This is a genomic window from Mycolicibacterium arenosum (genome assembly GCF_024320865.1).
Classification (GTDB): Bacteria; Actinomycetota; Actinomycetes; order Mycobacteriales; family Mycobacteriaceae; genus Mycobacterium; species Mycobacterium arenosum.
Genome location: NZ_JANDBD010000014.1, coordinates 97,914 through 122,374 on the forward strand (window position 1 = coordinate 97,914; position 24,461 = coordinate 122,374).

At 68.5% G+C, this 24,461-nt stretch carries 27 protein-coding genes; 13 read left to right on the plus strand and 14 right to left on the minus strand.

What is annotated here, in order from left to right:
- Positions 1–4: 4 nt before the first annotated feature.
- Entirely contained in the window at positions 5–1,483 is a 1,479-nt protein-coding gene (locus NM203_RS28195; protein WP_255063912.1) for an aldehyde dehydrogenase family protein, read from the minus strand.
- A 121-nt stretch (positions 1,484–1,604) separates the two neighbouring features.
- On the opposite strand from NM203_RS28195, the gene NM203_RS28200 reads away from it, so the two are divergent.
- Positions 1,605–1,832: an Rv1893 family protein gene (locus tag NM203_RS28200; RefSeq protein ID WP_255063913.1), complete on the plus strand. Its 228-nt coding sequence runs from the start codon at positions 1,605–1,607 to the stop codon at positions 1,830–1,832.
- A 5-nt stretch (positions 1,833–1,837) separates the two neighbouring features.
- Here the strand turns inward: NM203_RS28200 and prcA are convergent, their stop codons facing one another.
- The 4 genes from prcA to dop form a co-directional block, all read right to left on the minus strand.
- Positions 1,838–2,587, minus strand: a complete 750-nt coding sequence (gene prcA / locus NM203_RS28205) for a proteasome subunit alpha (protein ID WP_255063914.1) — start codon at positions 2,585–2,587, stop codon at positions 1,838–1,840.
- Entirely contained in the window at positions 2,584–3,444 is an 861-nt protein-coding gene (gene prcB, locus NM203_RS28210) for a proteasome subunit beta (RefSeq protein WP_255063915.1), read from the minus strand. The genes prcA and prcB overlap by 4 nt, the downstream gene beginning before the upstream one ends.
- A complete protein-coding gene (locus tag NM203_RS28215) occupies positions 3,441–3,635 on the minus strand; it encodes a ubiquitin-like protein Pup (protein ID WP_068917438.1) in 195 nt (64 codons plus the stop codon). The genes prcB and NM203_RS28215 overlap by 4 nt, the downstream gene beginning before the upstream one ends.
- 90 nt (positions 3,636–3,725) lie before the next feature.
- Positions 3,726–5,222, minus strand: coding sequence for a depupylase/deamidase Dop (gene dop / locus NM203_RS28220; RefSeq protein ID WP_255063916.1), 1,497 nt, complete (start codon positions 5,220–5,222; stop codon positions 3,726–3,728).
- Between the two features lie 242 nt (positions 5,223–5,464).
- Between dop and NM203_RS28225 the strand changes: the two genes are divergently transcribed.
- On the plus strand, positions 5,465–6,100 hold the full coding sequence (locus tag NM203_RS28225) for a porin MspA (RefSeq protein ID WP_255063917.1): 636 nt from the start codon (positions 5,465–5,467) through the stop codon (positions 6,098–6,100).
- Between the two features lie 49 nt (positions 6,101–6,149).
- Positions 6,150–6,869: a response regulator transcription factor gene (locus NM203_RS28230; protein ID WP_255063918.1), complete on the plus strand. Its 720-nt coding sequence runs from the start codon at positions 6,150–6,152 to the stop codon at positions 6,867–6,869.
- Here NM203_RS28230 and NM203_RS28235 read toward each other — a convergent pair.
- Complete coding sequence (locus tag NM203_RS28235; protein ID WP_255063919.1) at positions 6,800–8,221, minus strand: ATP-binding protein; 1,422 nt, start codon at positions 8,219–8,221, stop codon at positions 6,800–6,802. The two genes, NM203_RS28230 and NM203_RS28235, sit on opposite strands and share 70 nt — an antisense overlap.
- A 31-nt stretch (positions 8,222–8,252) precedes the next feature.
- Here NM203_RS28235 and NM203_RS28240 point away from each other — a divergent pair, with 31 nt between their 5' ends.
- Together NM203_RS28240 and NM203_RS28245 are read left to right on the plus strand one after the other, a co-directional pair.
- On the plus strand, positions 8,253–9,413 hold the full coding sequence (locus tag NM203_RS28240) for a hypothetical protein (RefSeq protein ID WP_255063920.1): 1,161 nt from the start codon (positions 8,253–8,255) through the stop codon (positions 9,411–9,413).
- Positions 9,414–9,542: 129 nt separating this feature from the next.
- On the plus strand, positions 9,543–9,842 hold the full coding sequence (locus tag NM203_RS28245; RefSeq protein ID WP_255063921.1) for a DUF732 domain-containing protein: 300 nt from the start codon (positions 9,543–9,545) through the stop codon (positions 9,840–9,842).
- 54 nt (positions 9,843–9,896) lie between these two features.
- Here NM203_RS28245 and arc read toward each other — a convergent pair whose 3' ends face one another.
- Positions 9,897–11,726, minus strand: a complete 1,830-nt coding sequence (gene arc / locus NM203_RS28250; RefSeq protein WP_255063922.1) for a proteasome ATPase — start codon at positions 11,724–11,726, stop codon at positions 9,897–9,899.
- A gap of 159 nt (positions 11,727–11,885) precedes the next feature.
- On the opposite strand from arc, the gene NM203_RS28255 reads away from it, so the two are divergent.
- Together NM203_RS28255 and NM203_RS28260 are read left to right on the plus strand one after the other, a co-directional pair.
- Positions 11,886–12,392: an MTB12 family secreted protein gene (locus tag NM203_RS28255; protein WP_255063923.1), complete on the plus strand. Its 507-nt coding sequence runs from the start codon at positions 11,886–11,888 to the stop codon at positions 12,390–12,392.
- 13 nt (positions 12,393–12,405) lie between these two features.
- On the plus strand, positions 12,406–12,927 hold the full coding sequence (locus NM203_RS28260) for a lipoprotein LppK (protein ID WP_255063924.1): 522 nt from the start codon (positions 12,406–12,408) through the stop codon (positions 12,925–12,927).
- A 1-nt stretch (position 12,928) separates the two neighbouring features.
- Here the strand turns inward: NM203_RS28260 and NM203_RS28265 are convergent, their stop codons facing one another.
- Complete coding sequence (locus NM203_RS28265) at positions 12,929–13,756, minus strand: tRNA (adenine-N1)-methyltransferase (RefSeq protein WP_255063925.1); 828 nt, start codon at positions 13,754–13,756, stop codon at positions 12,929–12,931.
- Positions 13,757–13,830: 74 nt separating this feature from the next.
- Here NM203_RS28265 and NM203_RS28270 point away from each other — a divergent pair, with 74 nt between their 5' ends.
- From NM203_RS28270 to NM203_RS28295, 6 genes are read left to right on the plus strand one after another with little or no spacing between them, the layout of a single operon-like run.
- A complete protein-coding gene (locus tag NM203_RS28270; RefSeq protein ID WP_255063926.1) occupies positions 13,831–14,673 on the plus strand; it encodes a RecB family exonuclease in 843 nt (280 codons plus the stop codon).
- On the plus strand, positions 14,670–15,455 hold the full coding sequence (locus NM203_RS28275; protein ID WP_255063927.1) for a thioesterase family protein: 786 nt from the start codon (positions 14,670–14,672) through the stop codon (positions 15,453–15,455). The genes NM203_RS28270 and NM203_RS28275 overlap by 4 nt, the downstream gene beginning before the upstream one ends.
- Positions 15,452–15,967 carry a DinB family protein gene (locus tag NM203_RS28280; protein WP_255063928.1) on the plus strand — a complete coding sequence of 172 codons (516 nt, stop codon included), beginning with the start codon at positions 15,452–15,454 and terminating at the stop codon, positions 15,965–15,967. Before NM203_RS28275 ends, NM203_RS28280 begins: the two co-directional genes overlap by 4 nt.
- A gap of 42 nt (positions 15,968–16,009) precedes the next feature.
- Entirely contained in the window at positions 16,010–16,333 is a 324-nt protein-coding gene (locus NM203_RS28285; protein WP_255063929.1) for an ArsR/SmtB family transcription factor, read from the plus strand.
- The gene (locus NM203_RS28290) at positions 16,330–16,839 is read left to right on the plus strand and encodes an SRPBCC family protein (RefSeq protein ID WP_255063930.1); all 510 of its coding nucleotides are present in this window, start codon (positions 16,330–16,332) and stop codon (positions 16,837–16,839) included. The genes NM203_RS28285 and NM203_RS28290 overlap by 4 nt, the downstream gene beginning before the upstream one ends.
- The gene (locus NM203_RS28295) at positions 16,836–17,456 is read left to right on the plus strand and encodes a flavodoxin family protein (RefSeq protein ID WP_255063932.1); all 621 of its coding nucleotides are present in this window, start codon (positions 16,836–16,838) and stop codon (positions 17,454–17,456) included. The genes NM203_RS28290 and NM203_RS28295 overlap by 4 nt, the downstream gene beginning before the upstream one ends.
- Here NM203_RS28295 and NM203_RS28300 read toward each other — a convergent pair.
- The 6 genes from NM203_RS28300 to katG form a co-directional block, all read right to left on the minus strand.
- Positions 17,440–18,819, minus strand: a complete 1,380-nt coding sequence (locus tag NM203_RS28300; RefSeq protein WP_255063933.1) for an FAD-containing oxidoreductase — start codon at positions 18,817–18,819, stop codon at positions 17,440–17,442. The genes NM203_RS28295 and NM203_RS28300 overlap by 17 nt on opposite strands.
- Positions 18,820–19,302 (minus strand): DUF4126 family protein, encoded by a 483-nt coding sequence (locus NM203_RS28305; protein WP_255063934.1) that lies wholly within the window; start codon positions 19,300–19,302, stop codon positions 18,820–18,822. It abuts the gene before it with no gap.
- A gap of 52 nt (positions 19,303–19,354) precedes the next feature.
- Positions 19,355–20,206: an ATP phosphoribosyltransferase gene (hisG, locus tag NM203_RS28310; protein ID WP_255063935.1), complete on the minus strand. Its 852-nt coding sequence runs from the start codon at positions 20,204–20,206 to the stop codon at positions 19,355–19,357.
- Between the two features lie 8 nt (positions 20,207–20,214).
- A complete protein-coding gene (locus NM203_RS28315) occupies positions 20,215–20,496 on the minus strand; it encodes a phosphoribosyl-ATP diphosphatase (protein ID WP_255063937.1) in 282 nt (93 codons plus the stop codon).
- A 50-nt stretch (positions 20,497–20,546) separates the two neighbouring features.
- Positions 20,547–22,019, minus strand: coding sequence for a sugar porter family MFS transporter (locus NM203_RS28320; protein ID WP_255063938.1), 1,473 nt, complete (start codon positions 22,017–22,019; stop codon positions 20,547–20,549).
- Positions 22,020–22,230: 211 nt separating this feature from the next.
- Positions 22,231–24,456 (minus strand): catalase/peroxidase HPI, encoded by a 2,226-nt coding sequence (katG, locus tag NM203_RS28325; protein ID WP_255063939.1) that lies wholly within the window; start codon positions 24,454–24,456, stop codon positions 22,231–22,233.
- Positions 24,457–24,461: the final 5 nt, after the last annotated feature.

The following is a 24,461-nucleotide window of genomic DNA, read 5'->3' on the forward strand; positions in this document are numbered from 1 at the left end:
GCCGCTAGCCCGTGAACCAGCCAGCCGGCTTCGGTGCTGTGTTGTGCCAGATGTGCTTGATCTCCTGATACTCCGCGAGCCCGGTGGGACCGAGTTCGCGACCGTTGCCCGACTTGCCGAAGCCGCCCCACTCCGCCGCGGCGGTGTAGTAGCCGAAATCGTTGAGCCAGACCGTCCCGTGCCGCAGTGCACGTACGACGCGTTCACCGCGGGCCGGATCGGATGTCCGAACTCCCGCGGCGAGACCGTATTCCGTGTCGTTACCGAGAGCGATCGCCTCAGCCTCGTCGGTGAACCTCTCCACTGTCAGTATCGGGCCGAACGTCTCCTCCTGCACGATGCGCATGGTTCGGTCGCACCGGTCGAAGATCGTGGGAAGGTAGAAGCTCCCCTTGGCCAGCGCCGGATCGTCGGGTCGAGCCCCTCCCGTGACGAGCACCGCGCCCTCTGAAAGGCCCAGCTGCACATAGGCTTCCACTTTGGCGCGGTGCTGCTCGGACACCAGCGGGCCGGTTTCGCTCGCCGGATCCATGCCATCACCCATCCGGATCTTCTCGGCTCGCGCCGCGACCGCGGCGACGAAGTCGTCGGCGATCGACTCCTCGACGATCAGCCGCGTGCCCGCCGAGCACACCTGCCCGGAGTGCAGGAACACCCCGGTCAGGACCTGATCCACGGAGGATTCCCACTCGGCGTCGGCGAAGACGATGTGCGGGTTCTTGCCGCCCAGCTCGACGGCCGCCTTGGTGACGTGCTCGGCCGCGACCGCCGAGATGCGCTTGCCGGTGGCGAGACCTCCGGTGAACGAGATGAAGTCGACGTCGTCGGTGTCGGTCAGCGCGTCACCGAGCGTCGCTCCGCTGCCCTGGACCAGGTTCACCACGCCGGGCGGCACCCCCGCTTCCTCGAGCAGGTGCGTGAACGCGATCGTGGACAGCGGCGTCACCTCACTGGGCTTGGCGACCATCGTGCACCCGGCGCCGAGTGCGGGGGCGACCTTCCACGACATCTGCAGCAGCGGGTAGTTCCACGGCGCGATCAGCACGCAGACGCCGATCGGTTCCCGCACGATGCGACTGATCACCGCGGGGTCACCGACGTCGACGAGCCGATCCGAGGAGACGCCGACCAACTCGGCGTAGTACCGGAACACCGAGGTGACGTCGTCGATGTCGATCCGACTCTCCGCCAACGTCTTTCCGGTGTCCCGCGTCTCCAGGCCGGCCAGCGCCTCCTTGTCGCGCTGTAGCAGGTCGGCGATGCGGTCGAGGAGCGCGGCCCGCTCGGCTACCGGCGTCGCTCGCCACGCGCCGTCGTCGAACGCCGTCCTGGCCGCCGCCACCGCGTCGCGGGCGTCGTCGGGAGTGGCCTCGTCGACGACGGCGGCGATGCTGCCGTCGGCGGGGTTCGCGATGTCCCTGGTGCCACCGTCGGACGCGCGGCGCCACACCCCTCCGATGTAGAGGTCGGGCTCGCCATCCATGGACACACCTTCCGTCTGGACCAGACGGCACACTACCCGCGTGTGATCGAGATCGGATGGTGAACCGAGGCGATTGTCACCCGATAGAGTCGGGTGCAACTACACCGGAACGGGGATTGTCATGGGCTTCAATCCGAAGGACGCGATCGAGTCCGTCAAGGACATCGCGACCAACGCCGTGGAGCGCTCCGCCGACATCGTCGAGAGCGCCGGCCACATCATCAAGGGCGACGTCTCGGGTGGCGTCGAGGGGATCGTGGCGAGTTCGATGGACATCGCCACCCACTCGGTGGAGAAGGTCAAGGAGATCGCCACCGGACGCGGTGGCGACGACGACCTCGAGGCCTGAGCCGACTACTCCGAGGGCTCCGCGTCCGGGGACTCCGCGTCGCTCGGCGCGTCGTTCGACGGCAGCAGCGCGTCCAGGGCGGAACCGGTGATCCGCCGGAACGCGCGGCGCGGCCGGTTCGCGTCCAGCACCGCGACCTCGAGGGTCTCCGGTCCCAGGGTCCGCGCCTCGGTGCCGTTGCCACCCGCCTGCAGCGCGTTCACGGCGATCCGGGCGGCCTCGCTGAGGCTGGCGTTCTCGGTGAACGACTCGTTGAGCGCCGTCGAAATGGGTTCCGTGGTGCCGCCCATGACGACGAAGTGCGGTTCGTCGGCGATCGACCCGTCGTAGGTGATCCGGTACAGCTCCGGCGATTTGGTCTCGCCGTAGTGCGCCACCTCCGCAACGCACAGCTCGACTTCGTACGGCTTGGCCTGCTCGGTGAAGATGGTGCCGAGCGTCTGAGCGTAGACGTTGGCCAGCTGCCGGCCGGTGACGTCTCGGCGGTCGTAGGCGTAGCCGCGGGTGTCCGCGAACTGGATGCCCCCGCGGCGCAGGTTGTCGAACTCGTTGAAGCGCCCAACGGCCGCGAAGCCGACCCGGTCGTAGAGCTCGCTGACCTTCTGCAGTGAGCGCGAGGGGTTCTCCGCGACGAAGAGGACGCCGCCGGAGTACGCGAGCGCGATCACGCTGCGCCCCCTGGCGATACCCTTGCGCGCGAGCTCCGAGCGCTCCCGCATCGCCTGCTCGGGCGAGATGAAATACGGGAAGCTCACAGCTCACCCTTCCCGTCATCGGGGCCGAAAGTATCGGCACGCGAACGGTTTTCGATGACCTCGCGGGCGATGCCGGCCACGCGGTCCGCGCTGACCTCGAGCGCCCCCTCGGCTTCGATGAGCACCGCGGTCGGATAGATGCCGCGCACCAGATCCGGGCCGCCCGTCGCGGAGTCGTCGTCGGCCGCGTCGTACAGCGCCTCGACGGCCACCCGCAGCGCGGAGTCGGCGTCCGTCACGCGTGAATACAGCTTCTTCATCGACGATTTGGCGAACACCGAGCCGGAACCCACCGACTGGTAGCCCTCCTCCTCGACGTTCCAGCCGCCGGCGGCGTCGAACGAGACGATGCGTCCGGCGCCGAGGAGATCCGGGTCGTCGAGGTCGTAGCCGACGAGAAGTGGCAGCGCGACGAAGCCCTGAAGAGCGGCTCCGAGGTTCCCGCGCACCATGATCGACAGGCGATTCACCTTGCCCGCGAACGTCAGTGCGACGCCCTCGAGCTTCTCGTAGTGCTCGAGTTCCACCGCGTAGAGGCGGGCGAACTCGACCGCGATCGCGGCCGTTCCCGCGATGCCCGTCGCGGTGTAGTCGTCGGCGATGTGGATCTTCTGCACGTCGCGGCCGGCGATCACGTTGCCCTGGGTGGAGCGCCGATCGCCCGCGATCAGCACGCCGCCGGGAAACTTCAGCGCGACGATCGTCGTGCCGTGCGGAAGCGCATTGGACACCGGCAACTCGCCCGACGTCGTCGGCAGCAGGTGGGGTGCCTGCCTGCGCAGGTAATCAGTGAAGGACGACGATTCCGGAAGAGAGTGGGACGTGAAAGGCGGAGCCAGGTGATCGCGCCAGGTCACTGGCCGCCCTTTTGGACGTACGCCCGCACGAAGTCCTCGGCGTTCTCCTCGAGGACGTCGTCGATCTCGTCGAGCAGATCGTCCGTTTCCTCGGTCAGCTTCTCGCGACGCTCCTGGCCCGCGGCCGTGCTGCCGGTGAGGTCGTCGTCATCGCCTCCGCCACCGCCACGCTTGGTCTGCTCCTGGGCCATCGCTTGCCTCCTACTTCAATCAGCGGACTCACAGTTTCCACCGTTACTCCACACTACCGTTCAGTGCCCGGATTTCTCTCCGATGGCGGATCAGGTGGTGAGTTGCGCTACCAGTTCAGCCGCACTGTCCACCGAGTCGAGCAGCGCTCCCACGTGGGCCTTGCTGCCACGCAGCGGTTCCAGAGTGGGAATGCGCACCAGCGAGTCGCCGCCGAGGTCGAAGATGACCGAGTCCCAACTGGCCGCCGCGATGTCGGCGCCGAACCGGCGCAGGCACTCACCGCGGAAGTACGCCCTGGTGTCGGTCGGCGGGTTGTCGACCGCGTCGATCACCTGCTGCTCGGTCACCAGTCGCTTCATCGACCCGCGGGCCACCAGCCGGTTGTACAGGCCCTTGTCCAGCCGGACGTCCGAGTACTGCAGGTCGACGAGATGCAACCGCGGCGCCGACCAGGCGAGGTTCTCGCGCTGCCGGAAGCCCTCCAGCAGGCGTAGCTTGGCGGGCCAGTCGAGGATCTCGGCGCACTCCATGGGGTCGCGCTCCAGCAGGTCGAGCACCTCGGCCCACGTCTCGACGACGTGCGACGCCCGCGGATCGGGATCGCGGCTGTCGACGAGCTTGGCCACTCGGTCGAGGTAAATGCGTTGCAGCGCAAGCGCGGTCAGCTCGCGGCCGTCGGCGAGCGCGACCGTCGCCCGTAGCGACGGGTCCCGGCTGACGACGTGCACGGCGTGCACAGGGCGGGCCAGCGCCAGGTCGGAGAGATCGAACCCCTCTTCGATGAGATCCAGCACCAGCGCCGTGGTGCCGACCTTGAGATAGGTCGACGTCTCGGCCAGGTTGGCGTCGCCGATGATGACGTGCAGACGGCGGTACTTGTCCGCGTCCGCGTGCGGCTCGTCGCGGGTGTTGATGATGCCGCGCTTGAGCGTCGTCTCGAGGCCCACCTCGACCTCGATGTAGTCGGCCCGCTGGGTGAGCTGGAATCCGGGTTCGTCGCCCGACGGCCCGATGCCCACCCGGCCCGAGCCGGTGACGATCTGCCGGGACACCATGAACGGCGTCAGCCCGGCGATGATCGCCGAGAACGGGGTCTGCCGCGAACAGAGGTAGTTCTCGTGCGTGCCGTACGAGGCGCCCTTACCGTCGACGTTGTTCTTGTAGAGCTGCAGCTTGGCGGCCCCCGGAACGCTCGCGACGTGGCGTGCCGCGGCCTCCATGACGCGCTCGCCGGCCTTGTCCCAGATCACGGCGTCCATCGGATCGGTGACCTCGGGCGCCGAGTACTCCGGATGCGCGTGATCGACGTAGAGCCGCGCACCGTTCGTCAGGATCATGTTCGCCGCGCCGACCTCGTCGGCGTCGACGATCGGTGGGGGGCCCGAGGCCCTGCTGAGGTCGAAACCGCGCGCATCGCGCAGCGGCGATTCCACCTCGTAATCCCACCGCGTGCGCTTAGCGCGCTGGATCCCCGCCGCCGCCGCGTAGGCCAGCACGGCCTGCGTCGACGTCAGGATCGGATTCGCGGTCGGATCGGACGGCGAGGAGATGCCGTACTCGACCTCGGTTCCGATGATCCTCTGCATGGGCCAAGCCTAGCCAAGCTGGGGATTGCCGCTGCGGGCCGGTCGCCGAGTGGCGTTGCTCACAGCGCGGGGGACAACTCAGCGAACTCACAGCGTCGGTCTGACACCTTCGGATCCTGCTGGGTCAACGACGAGACAGCAGTGCGGCGTTTGTGTTTCGGCCGACACCGACCGGAGACCCGGCCGTTGTCCAGCACGTGCCTCGCGTCTCAGCCAATAACGCACACACACGAAGAGGGTCGATGAAGGTACTTGTCCGGACGCTGACCGCACTCCTGGTCGCCGTGACCGCACTCACCGTGACGACTGCACCGGCGCGCGCCGGCCTCGACAACGAGCTCAGCCTCGTCGACGAGCAGGGCCGCACGCTCACCGTTCAGCAGTGGGACACGTTCCTCAACGGAGTCTTCCCGCTGGACCGCAACCGGCTGACGCGGGAGTGGTTCCACTCGGGACGCGCTGCCTACATCGTCACCGGCGAGAAGGCCGACGACTTCGAGGGCTCGCTGGAACTCGGCTACCAGATCGGCTTCCCGTGGTCGCTCGGCGTGGGCATCAACTTCAGCTACACCACCCCGAACATCCTGCTCGACGCCGCGGACATCACCACACCGCCGTTCGGTCTCAACTCGGTCATCACCCCGAACCTGTTCCCCGGCGTGTCGATCAGCGCGGATCTGGGCAACGGTCCGGGCATCCAGGAGGTCGCGACGTTCTCCGTGGACGTGGCGGGCCCCACCGGTGAGGTGGCGGTGTCGAACGCGCACGGCACCGTGACCGGCGCGGCGGGCGGGGTGCTGCTGCGCCCCTTCGCGCGGCTCATCGCCGCGACCGGGGACAGCGTGACCACCTACGGCGAGCCCTGGAACATGAACTGACGCGTCAACTCCCAGCGCCCTCGCGAAGTGATGAGACAATGCTGGCGAGATGAAGGTCCTGGTGGTTGAAGACGAGCAGCTGTTGTCGTCGACTCTGGCAGTCGGGCTGCGCGCCGAGGGATGCGTCGTGGTCGAAGCCGACAACGGCGTCGACGGTCTGTGGCAGGCGTGCGAGAACGAGTTCGACGTCGTCGTCCTCGACATCATGCTGCCGGGGCTGAGCGGTTACGAGGTACTGCGCCGCATGCGCTCGCGTGACGTGTGGACTCCCGTGCTCATGCTGACGGCCAAGGACGGCGAGTACGACCAGGCCGACGCATTCGACCTCGGCGCCGACGACTACCTCACCAAGCCGTTCTCGTTCATCGTGCTGGTGGCCCGCCTGCGCGCGCTCATGCGGCGTGCCGCGCCGCACCGGGCGCCGGTGCTCAAAGCCGGGTCGCTGTCGCTGGACCCGTCGCGGCGCGTCGTACAGCGGGGCAAGACGACGATCGCGCTGACGCCCCGCGAGTACGGTCTGCTCGAGTTCCTGATGCGCAACAAGGACAAGGTCGTCACCAAGACCGAGATCCTGCAGAACGTGTGGGACGCCCACTACGAGGGTGCCGACAACGTCGTCGAGGTCTACATCGGATACGTGCGACGCAAGATCGACATCCCGTTCGGCACCAGCACCATCGAGACCGTTCGCGGCGTCGGCTACCGACTCGACTCCGGGAGCTTCGCCGATGACGCCCCGTCGGCTCGCTCGCCCCGGAAGGGCAACTGAACCCGCACCACGGTTCCGCTGCCGCCGGACGGGTCCTCGACCGTCACCGAACCGCCGTGCGCCGCGGCGATCTCGCGCACGATCGCGAGACCGAGACCGGTTCCGCCCGCGCTGCGCGAGCGGTCGGCGTCGAGCCGGACGAAACGGTCGAACACCCGCTCGCGATCCGCTGGCGCGATGCCGGGACCGTCGTCGGCGACGGTCACCACCACGACGTCACCGGCCCGGCGCACCGCCACGTCGACGCGTGAAACCGCATGGCGCGCAGCGTTGTCGAGGAGGTTGCGCAGCACCCGCGTCAACGCCGGAGCGTCCCCCGACAGGCGCGCGGGCCGAATGTCGGCGCGCACCTCGATTCCCGTCTCCCGGCGCAGTCGGTCGACCTCCGCGGCGGCCAGATCGTCCACGTCGACGTCGTCGAGTCGGACGCCGAGTTTGCGCTCGTCGGCCCTGGCCAGGAGCAGCAGGTCGTCGATGAGCGCCTTCATGCGCTGCGCCTCCGGAATCAGCGTGCCCGCAGCCAGTTCCGCGTTCAACAACTCGGGGTGCGCGGAGGCGACCTCCAACGCCGAGATGATCGTGGTGAGTGGACTGCGCAACTCGTGTGAGGCGTCGCCGACGAAGCGCTGCTGCGCGGCGTGGCCTGCCTCGATCCGCGCCAGCATCTCGTTCATCGTGATCGCGAGCGCGCTGATCTCGTCGTTGCGGTCGGGTACCGGGACGCGCTCCGTCAGGTCGGACGTGGTGATGTCGGCGACCCTGGTGCGGATCTCGTCGACGGATTTCAACGACCGCCGCACCAACAGGTATGTGGCGGTGGCCGATACGGCGACCACCACCGGTGCCGCCAACGCCAGGGCCAGGATGACCGCGCGGATGGTTGAGGCGATGGCCGCGCTGCCCTCCCCCACCAGCACCGTGTAGTGATCTCCACCCGGCCCGTCGACCGACTGGGCGCTGATCCGGATCCGGCCGAACGGGGTGGTCTGCTCGGGCATCCCGATCTGCGACCCCTCGCCGAGGGCGCTCACCGGGATCAGCGGCGCATCGGGCGCGGATGCGGAATCCCGCACCACGACACCGCTCTCGGTGACCACCTGAACGGCGACGATTCGCTCGTCGGTGTCGAACAACCGATCCTCGACACCCGCCGGTCCCGAAGACCTGAGCTGAGCGGCGATCTCGGACACCCTGCCGGCCGCGGCGGAGTCGATTCCCGAGAGCATCGTGCGGTACAGCGACGCGGCCAGGCCGGCGCCCGCCACGCCGAGCGCGAGGAACACGACGGTCGCGACGACGAACGCCGAGCGCGCCGATATCCCCCAACTCCTCGACACGAATTTTCTCGCCATGGCGGCTTCCAGTCCACCACACTGACTCCCTGTGCCGTCAGTTACCGACATTCAGCAGGTGCACGAGTGGTTCCTGCAGCGCGGCCTGCCCCTGGTTCTCACCCGGCGGGTTCGATCGCGTCACCTCGTCGAGCGCTCCGCTCCGACGGTCAGCGGTGTCGGCGCGCTGACGGCGGTGACGATGCTGCTGGCCGAAGTGACCGGCGACGCACCGGACTACGGGTACGCGCTTCGCCTCGGCGTCATCACGGCCGTGCTCATCGCGGCACCGTTCGCGCTGTACCTGTTCCACCGCATGGACAGCACCCGCGGCGTGCTGGGCCGACGGACCTCGGCCCTGCTGGTGATGGCGATCTTCGTCGTGGCGATGCCGGTGACCGTGAACGGCTGGAGTATCGCGGCGGCCACGGAGGCGCCGGTCTTCATGCTCATCACGCTGGTGGCGATCTGGTTGACCTATCTGGGGTTCGGCTCGATCGCCTCCTGGGCGTTCCGGTTCGCGTGGGTGCAGTTCGGCGCGCTCGGAACGTTGATGAGCCGGGCGCTGCCGCTGCCGATGGTCACCGTGGTGGTCTACTTCACCGGCGAGCTGTGGCAGCTCGCGGCCCGGATGAGCCGTCGAAGGCTCTGGGAGATCATCGGTTTCCTCGCCCTGGTGGCGCTGATCTTCGTGGTCACCACGATCCGCGACGAGGTGCGGATGCTGCGCGAGGACCGCGCCGAGCAGACGGACACGGCCACGCTGCTGGCGGGCACACCGCTGGCCGTGCCCACCGATCGACCCGTTCCCAAGACCGCGCTGTCACGTGCGGAGCGCATCAACGTCGTTGCGGTGATGGTGGTTTCGCAGGCGATCCAGGTGGTCTTCTTCACCGCAGGCGTGTTCGCGTTCTTCCTGGCTCTGGGGGTCATCGCGGTACCCGATGACGTCGCGGTGCTGTGGTCCGCGGAGCAGGCGTGTGCGGTCGGTCAACCGCCCTGCGACGGAACGTGGTTCGGCATCAACCTGCCGATCCCGCAGACGGTCGTGCACATGTCGCTGTTCGTCGCGGTGCTGTGCGGGCTGTACTTCACGGCGAGCACCAGCACCGACCCGCTCTATCGGCAGCGGTTCTTCGAGCCGCTGATCGCCGATGTCGCCGTCAGCCTGGCGGGTCGCGACGCCTACCTCGCGATGGAGACCTCTCGCTGAGAGCAAAGTTCCATCACGATTGCGCTGCGAAGACTTCGTCCGGGACCTAAGATTCCGATGCTGCGCATCACCGGCGAACGTCCTGTGAGTGGAACCACCTGCGCAACGGGTCGACAAGGGAGGATCCCCATGGGTAGGACCACGAAACTGCTGCTGCCGCTCGCCGCCGCCGCGTGCGCTGTCGGCCTGGCCACCGCGGCCCCGGCGAGCGCCGACGAGCAAAGCTACTTCGAGGCGCTGACCGACTACGGGTACGGCGACACGTCCCAGGACACCGCGCTGGAGCTCGGATACTCGGTCTGCGAGGACGTCCAGAACGGTGTGCCGCAGGCCACCACCCTGCAGGCGATCTACGACACGACCAACGAGAACGTCAACGAGGACGACGCCGTGTTCATCTACAAGGCCTCGATCATCCACCTCTGCTGACTCAGACGCCGAACGGCCCCACACCCGAAGGTGCGGGGCCGTTCGGGGTGTCCGCTAGAGGTACTGGCCGAGGTTCGACTCGGTGTCGATGGCCCTGCTGGCACTCGACGACTTACCGGTGACGAGCGTGCGGATGTAGACGATCCGCTCGCCCTTCTTGCCCGAGATCCTGGCCCAGTCATCGGGATTGGTCGTGTTGGGCAGGTCCTCGTTCTCGGCGAACTCGTCGACGATCGAGTCCAGTAGGTGCTGAATGCGCAGACCGTGGGAGTTGGTCTCCAGCACCGACTTGATCGCGTACTTCTTGGCCCGGTCGACGACGTTCTGAATCATCGCACCCGAGTTGAAGTCCTTGAAGTACATGACCTCCTTGTCCCCGTTGGCGTAGGTCACCTCGAGGAACCGGTTGTCGTCGATTTCGGCGTACATGCGGTCGACGATCTTCTCGATCATCGTCTTGATGGTCAGCCCGCGGTCGCCGACGAACTCGCCGAGGTCGTCGGCGTGGATCGGCAGGTCCTCGGTCAGGTACTTGCTGAAGATGTCCTGTGCCGCTTCGGCGTCCGGCCGCTCGATCTTGATCTTGACGTCCAGGCGGCCGGGCCGCAGGATCGCCGGGTCGATCATGTCCTCGCGGTTGGAGGCGCCGATCACGATGACGTTCTCCAGACCCTCGACGCCGTCGATCTCCGAAAGCAGCTGCGGCACAACGGTGGTCTCGACGTCCGAGCTGACGCCGGTGCCGCGGGTGCGGAAGATCGAGTCCATCTCGTCGAAGAAGACGATGACGGGCGTGCCCTCCGACGCCTTCTCCCGAGCGCGCTGGAAGATCAACCGGATGTGCCGCTCGGTCTCGCCGACGAACTTGTTGAGCAGCTCGGGACCCTTGATGTTGAGGAAGTACGACTTCGCCTCACGGGAGTCCTCGCCACGCAGTTCGGCCATCTTCTTGGCCAGCGAGTTCGCGACGGCCTTCGCGATGAGAGTCTTGCCGCACCCCGGCGGGCCGTACAGCAGCACACCCTTGGGCGGACGCAGCGAGTACTCCCGGTAGAGATCCTTGTGCAGGAACGGCAGCTCCACGGCGTCGCGGATCTGCTCGATCTGCCGCGTCAGGCCGCCGATGTCGTGGTAGGAGACGTCCGGCACCTCTTCGAGCACCAGGTCCTCGACCTCGGCCTTGGGGATGCGCTCGAACGCGTAGCCGGCCTTGGTGTCGACGAGCAGCGAGTCACCGGGTCGCAGCTTGCGCGGCTTGTCGTCGTCGTCGAGCGCGCCGAGCACCTCGGGTTCCAGGAACTCGGCTGCGACGAGTGGCTCGGCGAGCCACACGATGCGCTCCTCGTCGGCGTGGCCCACCACGAGCGCGCGATGCCCGTCGGAGAGGATCTCGCGCAGCGTGCTGATCTCCCCGACCGCTTCGAAGGACCCGGCCTCGACCACCGTCAGCGCCTCGTTCAGCCGGACCGTCTGGCCCTGCTTGAGTTCGGACACCTCGATGTTCGGCGAGCACGTCAGCCGCATCTTGCGGCCGGATGTGAACACGTCGACGGTGTCGTCCTCGTGGGCCGCCAGCAGCACGCCGTAGCCGCTGGGCGGCTGGCCCAGCCGGTCGACCTCCTCGCGGAGAGCGAGCAACTGCTGGCGCGCCTCCTTGAGGGTGTCCATCAGCTTGGCGTTGCGTGATGCGAGCGAATCGATTCTGGCCTCGAGCTGGTGCACGTCCCGTGCACTGCGCAGGCCACTGTCGGGTCCGACCGCCTGTTCCAGTTGCTCGCGAAGCCGGGCGGCTTCGCGGCGAAGTTCCTCCAGCTCCGCAGCGTCATTGCTGGACGCGGGAGAGCTGGGCTCTGGGTAGGCTCCCGAACGCTCCGACTCACTCATACTGCGCTCCCTCCCCGCACCGAAAGTTGGTGCAGTAACAACTTCAAAGCTACCGGCGATTCAGCCTTTGTGTGCGGTGTAGGAATTTCGACACACCACCGACACTTGTTAACCTTTGACGCAAGCCGGCCCCTTACCCGGGCCCTAGAAAGGACCACAGTGACCCTGAAAACCCTCGTCACCGGCTTCGTGACCGCAGCCGCCGGCGCTGCCGTGGTAGCCGCAGCAGCGGGTGGTATGACGTCGATCGCTTCGGGCGCGCCCTCGCAGGCACCCGCGGTTCAGCCCGTCGTGTGGGACATCCCGATGCCCCAGGCGCCCGCGCCGGACCTGCAGTCCCCGCTCGTGCAGACGCTCACCGGGCTCGCCGGTCCCGGCTCGTACACGGGCGCCAAGGCCAGCTACATCCAGGGCGGGCTGGGCCGCATCGAGTCGCGGCTGGCCGACAGCAAGTACCGGGACGCCCAGGCCAAGGGCTACTTCCCGCTGGCGTTCGCCGTCGACAACATCGACCAGAACGGCCCCGTCGCCACGGCCTTCGTCACCGCGACCTCGCCGACCGGTGCATCCGCGTCGCAGGCTGTCACGTTCGTCACGGGCCCGAGCCCGACCGGCTGGCAGATCTCGAAGGACTCCGCGATGGCGTTGCTCTCCTCGGTCGCGTAACCGTCGAGGAGCCGTGCGCACCGTCGCAGCTCTGAGCGCCGTCACCATCGCGATGGTGACGGCGTTCGGCGTTTCCGGCTGCGGATCGGATCAGCCGCCCGCGCCGACGCCGTCCGACCTGATCCACGCGATGACGCCGTCGACGTCGGCTCCCGCTGCGGCGCCGCTGCCGCCGCCGGAGGCGCTCACCGGGGTGCTCGCCCGGTTGGCCGACACGTCGATCCCCCCTGAGCAGAAGCTGGCACTGGTGCAGTACGCGACGCCCGACGACCAGGCTCCGCTCGGCAACTTCGGGCAGGCGCTGGCCGACGGCGGGTTCCGGGATCCGACCATCGAGGCCACGGACCTGACCTGGTCGGCAACCCCCGGCAACGTCGAGGCGACGGTCCGGATCGCGCCCGCCGCGGACCCGGCGAGGACGTTCACGTTCCCGATGGAGTTCAGCCCGCTGCGCGACGGCTGGCAGCTGACCCGCACGACGGCCGATCAGCTGCTCGTCCTGGGGTCGGCGCCGCCGCCCACTCCCCCCGGCTGAGTTACAGCGAGCGCTTGCGGCGCACCGGGGTCGGCGTCACCGTGCCGGGCGCGAGACGTCTGGCACTGATGAGGAACGCGGTGTGGCCCCGCATGGAGTGCTGCGGGCGCACCGCGAGGCCGACGACGTCCCACCCCCGCTGGAGGGTCTCCCAGGAGCGCGGCTCGGTCCAGCACTGCTGCTCCCGCAGGGCCTCCACGGTCTTGGACAGCTGGGTGACGGTGGCGACGTAGACGATCAGCACGCCGCCGGGCACGAGCGCGTTGCCGACGGCCTCGAGCACCTCCCACGGCGCCAGCATGTCGAGCACCGCACGGTCGACCTGCGGCCCGTCGTACGCCGCGACGTCGGCGACGCGCAGGTTCCAGTTGGGCGGGTGCTCGCCGAAGAACGCGGTCACGTTGCGTTCCGCGGTCGGCGCGTGATCGTCGCGGATCTCGTAGGACGTGACGGTGCCGGTCGGTCCGACGGCGCGCAGCAGTGAGCACGTCAGCGCTCCGCTGCCGGCACCGGCTTCCAGCACGTTGGCGCCGGGGAAGATGTCGCCCTCGTGGACGATCTGGGCGGCGTCCTTCGGGTAGATGACCTGGGCGCCTCGCGGCATGGACAGCACGTAGTCGATCAGCAGCGGCCGCAGCACCAGGAACGCGTCGCCGTTGGTGGACTTGACCACGCAGCCCTCGGGCTGGCCGATCACGGAGTCGTGCGCGATCGCGCCGCGATGGGTGTGGAACTCGTCACCTGCACCGAGCACCATCGTGTAGTGGCGCCCCTTGGGATCGGTGAGCTGCACGCGATCGCCGACGACGAACGGACCGGTTACTCGCACGGACGTCAGCATGGCAGCAGACGCGCCGCCGCGGGTGCGCGGGGTTGTCGGCCCGCAACCTTAGGCTCGGTGTCATGACGCAGCAGACGGTCGACGCCCCGAGGCGTCCGGCGCTGTCGCCGTCCCGCGCCAGCGACTTCAAGCAGTGCCCGCTGCTCTACCGGTTCCGCGCCATCGATCGCCTGCCCGAACCGTCGTCCACCGCGCAGGTGCGCGGTTCGCTCGTCCACGGCGCGCTGGAACTGCTGTACGCGCTGCCCGCGCCGAGCCGCGTGCCCGATGCCGCCGCCGCCCTGGTCGAGCCGGCCTGGCAGGGCATCGTCGACGAGCGTCCCGAGTTGGTGGCCGAATTCGAGCCGCAGACGCGCATCGAACTGCTCGAGCAGGCGCGCACGCTGCTGTCGGGCTACTACCGGTTGGAGGACCCGACCCGGTTCGACCCGGAGTCGTGCGAGCAGCGCGTCGAGGTCGAGTTGTCCGATGGCACGCTGCTGCGCGGTTTCGTCGATCGCATCGACGTCGCGCCCACCGGCGAGTTGCGCGTCGTGGACTACAAGACCGGCAAGGCGCCCCCGGAGGCGCGCGCCCTCGCCGAGGCCAAGGCCATGTTCCAGATGAAGTTCTACGCGGTCGCGTTGCTTCGATCGCGCGGGGTGCTCCCGACCCGGCTGCGCCTGCTGTACCTCGCCGATGGTCAGGTGCTGGACTACACGCCCGAACTCGAGGAGCTGCACCGCTTCGAGAAGACCTTGATGGCGATCTGGCGGGCAATCCAGAACGCCGGAGCCACAGGTGATTTCCGCCCCAACCCGTCTCGGATGTGCGATTGGTGCGCGCATCACCGGCACTGTCCTGTGTTCGGAGGTACCCCGCCGCCCTACCCGGGGTGGCCCGCCACCGCGGAGCCCGCGGCGTGATCGACTGCCTCTACCGTCGGTTGCCCTCCGACGGCGACTTCCAGGTGTTCGAGTCGACCGACGGCACGCGGAGCAACTGGGATCCCGAGATCCAGCACGGGTCGCCGCCGCTGGCGCTGATGACCAAGCTGATCGAGGAACACGCGGCGGGCTCCGCGCTGCGCGTCGGCAGGCTCACCCTCGACATCCTCGGCGCGATCCCCGTCGTACCGCTGCGGGTGCGCGCCTGGACGCTGCGGCCCGGCGCCCGGATCGCGATGATGTGCGCCGAGATGCTGCCGGTCGGCGCGGAGCGGCCGGTCGCGCGGGTGACCGCGTGGCTGCTGGCCACCAGCGACACCTCCGACGTGGCGACGGACCGGCATCCGCCGCTCGGCAAGGGCGATCCGGTGGCCAACCCGCACGCGTGGCTGGGTGCGCCGGGCTACCTGGAAACGGTGACGTGGCACAGGCAGGAGACGCCACCGGGCGCGGCCGCCGAGGTGTGGATGAGCCCACTGGTACCACTCGTCGACGCCGAGCCGGTGACGGAGACACAGCGCCTGGCGATGGTCGTCGACTCGGCCAACGGTGTCGGCGCCTCGCTGAACCCGAACGAGTTCCTCTTCATGAACACCGACACGACCGTGCACCTGCACCGAGTGCCCTCGGGTGACGAGTTCGCGCTGCGTGCGCGGGCGTCGATCGGGCCGGACGGCGTCGGCGTCACCACCGCCGACCTCTTCGACCACCGGGGCTTCGTCGGCACGTCGGCCCAGACGCTGCTGGTCCTGCGGCGGTGACCGCGAAGAGCGCGGCGCTCTCCCAGTTCGAGCTGGTCTGGGCGCTCGCCGAGCTGCACTTCGACGCGCTGGACGAGGACGACTTCCTCTGGGCCCCAGCGGAACTCACCTGGACCGTGCATCGGGACGAGGACGGCGCGTGGCGCCCCGACTGGGCGGACACCGAACCCGTTCCGATCCCGGTGCCTACCGTGGGCTGGCTCACCTGGCAGGTCCTGTGGTGGTGGGCGACGGCGCTCGACGACCTCACCCGCGTCCCGCACCGCAGGCGCGAGGATGTGACGTGGCCGGGCACGGGCGCCGACGCGATCGCTGCGATCCGCGCGCTGGCGGTCGACTGGCGCGACGGGCTCACCGATCTGGCCGACTCCGACTGGGAGCGGCCCTCGGCGTTCCCGTGGCCCGCCGACGCCGGGAGGACGATCGCGGATTCGGCGCTGTGGGTGAACGTGGAACTCACCAAGAACGTGGCGGAGATCGGCCAGTTGAGGCTACTACGCGCCGCGCGCTGACTATCCGCTTGCATCTATATAGACAAAACGTAATATACGGGTGTGGACGTTTTCGAAGCCGTCGCCGAACCCAGCCGGCGCACCCTGCTCGACGCGCTGCGCACCGGTGAACGCACCGCGGGCGAACTGGTCGCCACCCTGCCCGGACTCACCCAACCCACCGTGTCCCGCCACCTGCGCGTGCTCCGCGAGGTCGGACTCGTCGAGGTGCGCGTCGACGCGCAGCGCCGCATCTACGCGCTGCGCGCCGACGGCCTCGTCGAGATGGACTCCTGGCTCACCGCGTACCGGCACTTCTGGGCCGATCGCCTGGACGCCCTCGAGGAGCACTTGACGGCGACGCTGGGCGAGGGGAATCGGTCGTGACCGATCGCGACGGACGAGTGGTCGTCGACGGCGATCGCGCGGTGCTGCACTTCGAACGACGGCTGCCCCACCCGGTCGAGCAGGTGTGGGCGGCGATCACGGATCCGGATCAGCGTGGAAAGTGGATGGGCCGCACCGTCATCGACGCGCGCGTCGGCGGGACCATCGAGACCGTCGCGTCCGGCCCCCCGCTGCCGCCGGACCGCAAGCGCATGACGGGGCGAATCCTGGTCTGGGATCCGCCGCACGTGTTCGAGCACGAGTGGCATCAGTCCATCGTCGAACCGGGGGTGGTGCGCTACGAACTGCACCCCGACGGCGCCGGAACCCTGCTGCGGCTGAGCCACCGCGGCCTCAGCGTGCCCAACGCGAACGGCTTCCGCACCGGCACACACGCGTTCCTCGACCGACTCGACGCCCTCCTCGCGGGCGATCCCCTGCCCAACTGGGCGCAGCGCGTACACGCCATCTCCGGCGTCGCACCGACAGGTGAGGAGTTCTCATGACCGACAACGCTTTCGGGCTCCGCCCGGCCATCGTGGTCGCCTATCACTCGGGATTCGGCCACACCGCGACGCTGGCCGCCGCGGTCGTGGCCGGGGCCGGTGCCCGTGGCGCCGACGTCACCGCGCTCGCCGTGGACGCGCTGACCGAGGAGCACTGGGCGATGCTCGACGGCGCCGACGCGATCGTCTTCGGCACCGCCACCTACATGGGCAACGTGTCCGCGGGGTTCCAGGCGTTCGCCGAGCGGACCGGGCGGCGGTGCCAGAACGGCACCTGGCGGGACAAGGTGGCCGCCGGCTTCACGAACTCCGGGTCCAAGAGCGGCGACAAGCTCAACACCCTGGTGTCGCTTGCGGTCTTCGCCGCCCAGCACCACATGCACTGGGTGAACCTGGGTCTCGGCCCCGGCTGGAACAGTTCGGCGGGCAGCGAGCACGACCCCAACCGGCTGGGGTTCTGGTTGGGGGCGGGCGCGCAGACCGATGTCGACGCCGACGCCGACGCGGTACACCCGTCGGATCTGCGCACGTGCGAGCACCTCGGTGGCCGGGTCGCAGTGACCACCGCTCAACTTCTCGCGGGACGCGCTGCGGTGCAGGCTATTCCAGCGGTGTGAGCTCCTGCAGCATCGTCGGCACCAACTCGCTGACCGTCGGGTGGATGTGCATGGTGCGGGAGATCGCGGTGTACGGCAGCTTCGCCGTCATCACGTCGAGGATGTCCTGCACCACCTCGTCGCCACCGACACCGAGGATGGCCGCCCCGAGGATCTGCTCGGTCTCGGCGTCGACGACGACCTTCATGAAACCCTGCGTCTCGCCCTTCTCGACGGCGCGGCCGACGCGCGTCATCGGGCGCTTGCCGACGAGCGCCCTGCGACCCGAGGCCTTGACTTCGGCGACCGACATCCCGGCGCGCCCGAGCGGCGGATCGATGTAGAGCGCGTAGGTGGGAATCCGGTCGCTGACCCGCCGCGGATCGTCGTCGAGCAGGTTGGCGGCGACGATCTCGAAGTCGTTGTACGACGTGTGGGTGAACGCGCCCCGGCCGTTGCAGTCCCCCATCGCCCAGATGTGCGGCGCGGTGGTGCGCAACTCGTCGTCGACCGTCACGTAGCCGCGTGCGTCGGTCTCGACACCCGCCGCGTCCAGGCCGAGATCGTCGGTGTTCGGTCGCCGCCCGGTGGCGACCAGCAGGTGGGTGCCCTCGATCGGGTCCGCGCCGTCGCGGGTGTGCAACGCGAATCCGTTGTCTTTCTTGACAAGCCGCATATCCGTGGCTCCGACGTGCACGTCGATTCCCTCGGCTTCCAGGATCGCGGTCACGGCGGCCGACACGTCCTCGTCCTCGCGCGCGGTCACCCGCGGACCCCGCTCGACGACGCTGACCGCGGCCCCGAACCGGCGGTACATCTGCGCGAACTCGAGACCGATGTAGCTGCCCCCGATGATCACCAGGTGCTCGGGCAGCACGTCGAGGTCGAGGATCCCGACGTTGGTGAGGTAGTCGACGTCGGCCAGTCCGGGGATGTCGGGCACCGTCGCGCGGCCGCCGACGTTCAGGAAGATCTGGTCGGCTTCGAGCACCCGGTCGCCGACGCGGACCGTGTGCGGCCCTTCGAAACGGGCGTGCCCGCGAATCAACTCGCAGCCCGGCATGCCGTCGAGCCATCCCTCGACGCCGTGCCGATCGGCGAGCATGATGCCGTCCTTGCGCGACTTCACCGTCGCCATGTCGACCGTGACCGGGCCGGTGCCGACGCCGTACTCGGCGGCGCGACGGGCGACGTGCGCGGTGTGCGCGCTGGCCACCAGGGTCTTGGTGGGGATGCAGCCGTAGTTGACGCACGTGCCGCCGACGAGCTTGCGCTCGATGACCGCGACGGTGCGTCCGGCTGCGGTGAGCCGGCCCGCGAGCGGCGGACCCGCCTGTCCCGCGCCGATGATGATCGCGTCGAATGTGCTTGCTGCAGTAGCCATCTAGACCAGAGATGTTACAGCGACGATCGCGAAACCGCCGAGCACCGCGATCACGTCCTCGGTGAGGGCCACCGGCAGGTCGTGTCCGCCGTTGGACTCGACCAGCTTCTTGCGAGCGCGGTAGCCGCCGAGCGTTCCGAGCACCGCGCCGACGATGCCCGCGCCGATCGAGCTGAACGTGTGATGGAAGCCCGCCCCGATGACCGCGCCCGCGAACGCGCCGGTCAGCAGGCGGGCCGCGAACTGCGGAGTGACCGTGCGCGGCGGCGTCGACGGCAACTGGTCGGTGACGAGTTCCACGACGAGGAAGATCGTCAGCACCGTCACGGTGATGGGGTGACCCACCCATTGCGCCCACGTGCCCTCGACGGGCAGCCACCCGAGGAACGCCCCCCATGCGACGACGGCCGGCGGGGTGAGCGCCCGCAGACCCGCGACGATTCCGATGAGAAGGGCGAGCAGGATTACGAGCACTTGCGTCATGGCAGCCTCCCGAACGGTGGGGTTGTCACAGGCAACCTAGCACCGGTCAAGATCAGAAGCGGCAGAACCTGATGTCGGACGCAAGGATCGCCTTGGCGCCGATGGCCGCGAGTTCGTCCATGATCGCGTTGACGTCTCGGCGCGGCACCAGCGCGCGAACCGCCACCCACTCCGGATCGGCCAGCGGTGCGATCGTCGGCGACTCCAGACCGGGCGTCACGCCGGTGGCCCTGTCGAGAACCGTGCGCGGGCAGTCGTAGTCGAGCATCAGGTACTGCTGACCGAACACCACGCCCTGCACACGCGCCGTGAGCTGGTCGCGCGCGGCGGTGTTCGCCGGGTCGGGGTCGGCGCGCTCGATGAGGACCGCCTCCGAGTCGCACAGCGGGTCACCGAACGCGACCAGATCGTGCAGCCCGAGCGTGCGGCCGGAGCCGACCACGTCCGCGATGACGTCGGCCACGCCGAGCTGCACCGAGATCTCCACCGCGCCATCGAGTCTGATGACGTCGGCCTCGACACCCTTGGCGGCCAGGTCCTTGCGGACCAGATTCGGGAACGACGTGGCGATGCGCTTACCCGACAGGTCGGCGACGGTCCAGTCCCGCCCGACCGGGCCCGCGTACCGGAAGGTGGAGTTGCCGAAACCCAGCGCGAGCCGTTCCCGCACCGCCGCATCGGAATCCGCCGCCAGGTCGCGACCGGTGATGCCCAGGTCGAGCTGACCCGAGCCGACGTAGATCGCGATGTCCTTGGGCCGGAGGAAGAAGAACTCGACGTTGTTGACGGGGTCGACGACCGTCAGGTCCTTCTGGTCCCTGCGCTTGCGGTAGCCCGCCTCGGACAGGATGTCGGCGGCCGACTCGCTGAGCGCACCCTTGTTGGGGACGGCGACGCGGAGCATGCCGTTCGTCACAGCTTCGCGTACACGTCGTCGAGCGTCAGACCGCGCTTGATCATCAGCACCTGGGTCCAGTACAGCAGCTGGCTGATCTCACCGGCCAGTTCGTCGTCGCCCTCGTGCTCGGCGGCGAGCCACACCTCGCCGGCCTCCTCGAGGATCTTCTTGCCCAGCCCGTGCACACCGCCGTCGAGCGCCTTGACGGTGCCACTACCTGCAGGCCGGGTGCGCGCACGCTCGCTCAGTTCGTCGAACAGCGCGTCGAAGGTCTTCACGGCTCGCGATTGTTTCACGGCGGCGCCGCCGGAGTCACGGCGGTTTCACCCGGCGGCGCCAATCGGTGTCAGGTGGTCGCCGTGGGTTTGGGCTTAGCGACGATCTCGCCGTGCATGTCCTCCAGCGAGACACCCTTGGTCTCCATGACCCACTTCCACACGAACAGACCCGACAGGATCGCGCACAAGCCGTAGAAGCCGTACGCGAGGCCGAGGTGTTCGCGCAGGCCGGGGAACGTGACGGTGATGAGCCAGTTGGCCGCCCACTGCCCCGCCGCCGCCAGTCCGAGCGCGGCCGCGCGGATGCGGTTCGGGAACATCTCGCCGAGCAGCACCCAGACGACGGGGCCCCAGGACATGCCGAACGCGACCACGAACAGGTTCGCGGCGATCAGCGCGACGACCCCGGAGGCGCCGGGCAGGCTCGGAGTGCCGTCCGGGTTGACCGTCGCGTTGGCGAAGATGACGGACATCGTGAGCAGCGTGACCGCCATGCCGGTCGATCCGATGAGCAACAGCGGCTTGCGCCCGATCTTGTCGATGAGCGCGATGGCGATGAGGGTGGTCAGCACGTTGATCACCGACGTGATCACGGTGTAGACGGCCGACTCGTCGGCGCTGAATCCGACGGCCTGCCACAACACGTTCGAGTAGTAGAAGATCACGTTGATGCCGACGAACTGCTGGAAGATCGACAACCCGAGGCCCACCCAGACGATGCCGTAGATACCACCGGTCGGCTTCTTCAGATCACGCCAGGACGGCTTGTCCTCGCGCTCCAGCGTCTCCCTGATGCGATCGATGGTGATCTCGAGGTTCTTCTCCCCGAGCAGCAGGTTCAGCACTCGCCGGGCTTCCGGAATCTTATGGCTGGCAACGAGATAACGCGGAGATTCGGGAATCGTGAACGCCAGCACGCCGTACAGCACGGCGGGCAGCGCCATCGCCAGGAACATCCAGCGCCACGCGTCGAGACCCAGCCACAGCACCTCGTTGGGGCCGCCGGCCGCCCACTGGAGCACCCAGTTGACGGCGAACGACAGGAAGATGCCGAGCACGATCGCCAACTGCTGCAGCGAGCCCAGTCGCCCCCGAATGCGGGGCGGAGACGTCTCGGCGATGTAGGCGGGCGCGATCACCGAGGCGACCCCGACGCCGATGCCGCCGACGATCCGGAACAGCACCACGGTCCAGACCTCGTGCGCGAAACCCGTTCCGAACGCACTGATCAGGAAGAGCACGGCGGCGATCTTCATGACGGCGATACGGCCGATCTTGTCGGCGATCCGACCCGCCGTCATCGCACCCGCAGCAGCACCCAGGAGCGCCGAGGCCACGGCGAAACCGAGTTCGGCGTTGCCGATCCCGAAGTCCTCCTGGATGGAGTCGACCGCGCCGTTGATGACGGCGCTGTCGTAACCGAACAGCAGGCCGCCGAGGGCGGCGACGGAGGCGATGCGGACGGCGGTACCGCCCGAGGAGAAGTCGTCGTCGCTGATGACTGATGAGGAGTCGTCGACGGGTGGACCCTGACCGGCCATGAGGTGTCCTTTCGCAACACTGCGTGAGCTAGCTCACAACAACCTTTCCACAGACCAACGATCGGTAGGGCCGTATCACGTCGCCGAATTGCGTGTCGTCTCCCGGCGCTCCCTTTCGGCACCCATTCAGCGAAAGCGGATGCACCGCAATGGCAGTGCTCGCCCCCGATCGACGGCGCATTTCAGCAACCGCCGATCGGAGGCAAGCGGGTCAGCGCAGATCGAATCGGTCGTTGTTCGCGACCTTCACCCATGCCGCGACGAAGTCCTCGACGAACTTCCCCTTGTTGTCGGCCTGCGCGTAATGCTCGGCCAGCGCACGCAACTGCGAGTTCGAGCCGAACACGAGGTCGTTGGCGGTGGCCGTCCACTTCACCGCACCCGTCGCCCGGTCGCGACCCTCGTAGACGTTCTCCGCGTTCTCCGACGCCTTCCACTCCGTGCTCATGTCGAGCAGGTTGACGAAGAAGTCGTTGGTCAACACCCCCGGCGTGGCGGTGAAGACACCGTGCTTGGTGCCACCGGTGTTGGCGCCGAGGGCGCGAAGGCCACCGAGCAGCACCGTCAGTTCCGGTGCGGTCAGATCGAGCAGGTACGCCTTCTCGACGAGCAGCTTCTCCAGCGCGGTCTTCTCGCCCGGCCGGACGTAGTTGCGGAACCCGTCGGCCCGCGGCTCGAGCACGGCGAACGACTCCACATCGGTGTCCTGCTGAGTCGCGTCGGTGCGTCCCGGCGCGAAGTGCACCTCGATCTCGTAACCCGCGTCCTTAGCGGCCTTCTCGACCGCCGCCGACCCGGCGAGCACGATGACGTCGGCCAGCGACACCTGCCTGCCACCTGCGCTGTTGAAGTCCTGCTGGATGCGTTCGAGCACGGGAAGCACCGTGTCGAGCTCGGCGGGTTCGTTGACCGCCCAGTGCCGTTGGGGCTCCAGCCGCAGCCGCGCGCCGTTCGCGCCGCCGCGCTTGTCGGTGCTGCGGAAGCTCGCCGCCGCCGCCCACGCCGTCTTGACCAGTTGCTGCACCGACAGGTTCGACGCCAGCACGGCGCTCTTCAGCGTCGCGATGTCCGCCACGTCGATGAGCTCCCCCGCTACCGCGGGCACCGGGTCCTGCCACAGCTGCGGCTCCGGAATCCACGGCCCGAGGTAGCGGGTGATCGGCCCCATGTCGCGGTGCAGCAGCTTGAACCAGGCCTTGGCGAACGCCTCGTTGAGCTCCTCGGGATGGTCGAGCCAACGCCGGGTGATCCGGCCGTAGGTCGGGTCCTCGCGCATCGAGACGTCGGTCACCAGCATCGTGGGCTTGCGCGGCGGTCCGCCGAACGGGTCCGGGATGATCGCCTCGGCGTTCGTGGCCTCGAACTGCCATGCGCCGGCCGGGCTCTTGGTCAGCTCCCACTCGTTGCCGTAGAGGATCTCGAGGTAGGCGTTGCTCCACTTGGTGGGCGTGGGGGTCCAGACCACCTCGAGCCCGCTGGTGACGGTGTCACCGGCCTTGCCGGACGCGAACGCGCACTTCCAGCCCAGTCCCTGCTGTTCGATCGGGGCACCCTCGGGCTCCGGACCGACGAGGTCGCCGTCGCCCGCGCCGTGCGTCTTGCCGAGCGTGTGGCCGCCGACGATGAGCGCGGCGGTCTCCTCGTCGTTCATGGCCATCCGGCCGAAGGTCTCGCGGATGTCGTGCGCCGCGGCCAGCGGATCCGGCTTACCCTCCGGCCCCTCGGGATTGACGTAGATCAGGCCCATCGTGGTGGCGCCGTACTGCTCCGCCAGTTCGCGCTCACTGGAGTAGCGCTTGTCGGTGCCGAGCCACTCGTCCTCCTCGCCGAAGAGGGTCTCCTCGGGCTCCCAGACGTCGGGCCTGCCGAACGCGAAGCCGAACGTCTCGAAGTCGGCGGACTCCAGGGCGACGTTGCCCGCGAACACCAGCAGGTCCGCCCACGAGATGGCGTTGCCGTACTTCTGCTTCACCGGCCACAGCAGCCGGCGGGCCTTGTCGAGGTTCGCGTTGTCCGGCCAGCTGTTGAGCGGGGCGAAGCGCTGCATGCCCTGCCCGCCGCCGCCGCGGCCGTCGAAGATGCGGTAGGTGCCCGCGGCGTGCCAGCTCAACCGGATGAAGAGGCCCGCGTAGCTCCCGTAGTCGGCGGGCCACCAGTCCTGCGACGTGGTGATCACCGACAGCACATCGGCTTTGAGCGCCTCGGGGTCGAGCGTGGCGAACGCGTCCGCGTAGTCGAAGTCCGCGGGGTACGGGTTCGACGCGGACCCGTGCGCGTGCAGCAGGGACACGTCGGCCTGGTCGGGCCACCAGTCCTTGTTGGTCAGCGGAGCGCCGGACTTCGGCTTCGGCGAGGAGATCGCCGGGTTCTCGCTCTCGCTGTTACTGGCCGTCGACTTCTCGGGGAAGGGCGGCTTCGCGTCGGGTGAATCGGTCACGGGAT

Coding starts and splice junctions, on each gene's coding strand:
- NM203_RS28215 (WP_068917438.1), bottom strand. CDS start 3,635: ATGGCCCAGGAGCAGACCAAGCGTGGCGGTGGCGGAGGCGATGACGAC.
- arc (WP_255063922.1), bottom strand. CDS start 11,726: ATGAGTGAGTCGGAGCGTTCGGGAGCCTACCCAGAGCCCAGCTCTCCC.
- hisG (WP_255063935.1), bottom strand. CDS start 20,206: ATGCTCCGCGTCGCCGTCCCCAACAAGGGTGCGCTCAGCGAGTCGGCC.
- NM203_RS28200 (WP_255063913.1), top strand. CDS start 1,605: ATGGGCTTCAATCCGAAGGACGCGATCGAGTCCGTCAAGGACATCGCG.
- NM203_RS28225 (WP_255063917.1), top strand. CDS start 5,465: ATGAAGGTACTTGTCCGGACGCTGACCGCACTCCTGGTCGCCGTGACC.
- NM203_RS28295 (WP_255063932.1), top strand. CDS start 16,836: ATGACCGACAACGCTTTCGGGCTCCGCCCGGCCATCGTGGTCGCCTAT.
- NM203_RS28320 (WP_255063938.1), bottom strand. CDS start 22,019: ATGGCCGGTCAGGGTCCACCCGTCGACGACTCCTCATCAGTCATCAGC.
- NM203_RS28305 (WP_255063934.1), bottom strand. CDS start 19,302: ATGACGCAAGTGCTCGTAATCCTGCTCGCCCTTCTCATCGGAATCGTC.
- NM203_RS28195 (WP_255063912.1), bottom strand. CDS start 1,483: ATGGATGGCGAGCCCGACCTCTACATCGGAGGGGTGTGGCGCCGCGCG.
- NM203_RS28300 (WP_255063933.1), bottom strand. CDS start 18,819: ATGGCTACTGCAGCAAGCACATTCGACGCGATCATCATCGGCGCGGGA.
- NM203_RS28270 (WP_255063926.1), top strand. CDS start 13,831: ATGACGCAGCAGACGGTCGACGCCCCGAGGCGTCCGGCGCTGTCGCCG.
- NM203_RS28245 (WP_255063921.1), top strand. CDS start 9,543: ATGGGTAGGACCACGAAACTGCTGCTGCCGCTCGCCGCCGCCGCGTGC.
- NM203_RS28230 (WP_255063918.1), top strand. CDS start 6,150: ATGAAGGTCCTGGTGGTTGAAGACGAGCAGCTGTTGTCGTCGACTCTG.
- dop (WP_255063916.1), bottom strand. CDS start 5,222: ATGCAGAGGATCATCGGAACCGAGGTCGAGTACGGCATCTCCTCGCCG.
- NM203_RS28235 (WP_255063919.1), bottom strand. CDS start 8,221: ATGGCGAGAAAATTCGTGTCGAGGAGTTGGGGGATATCGGCGCGCTCG.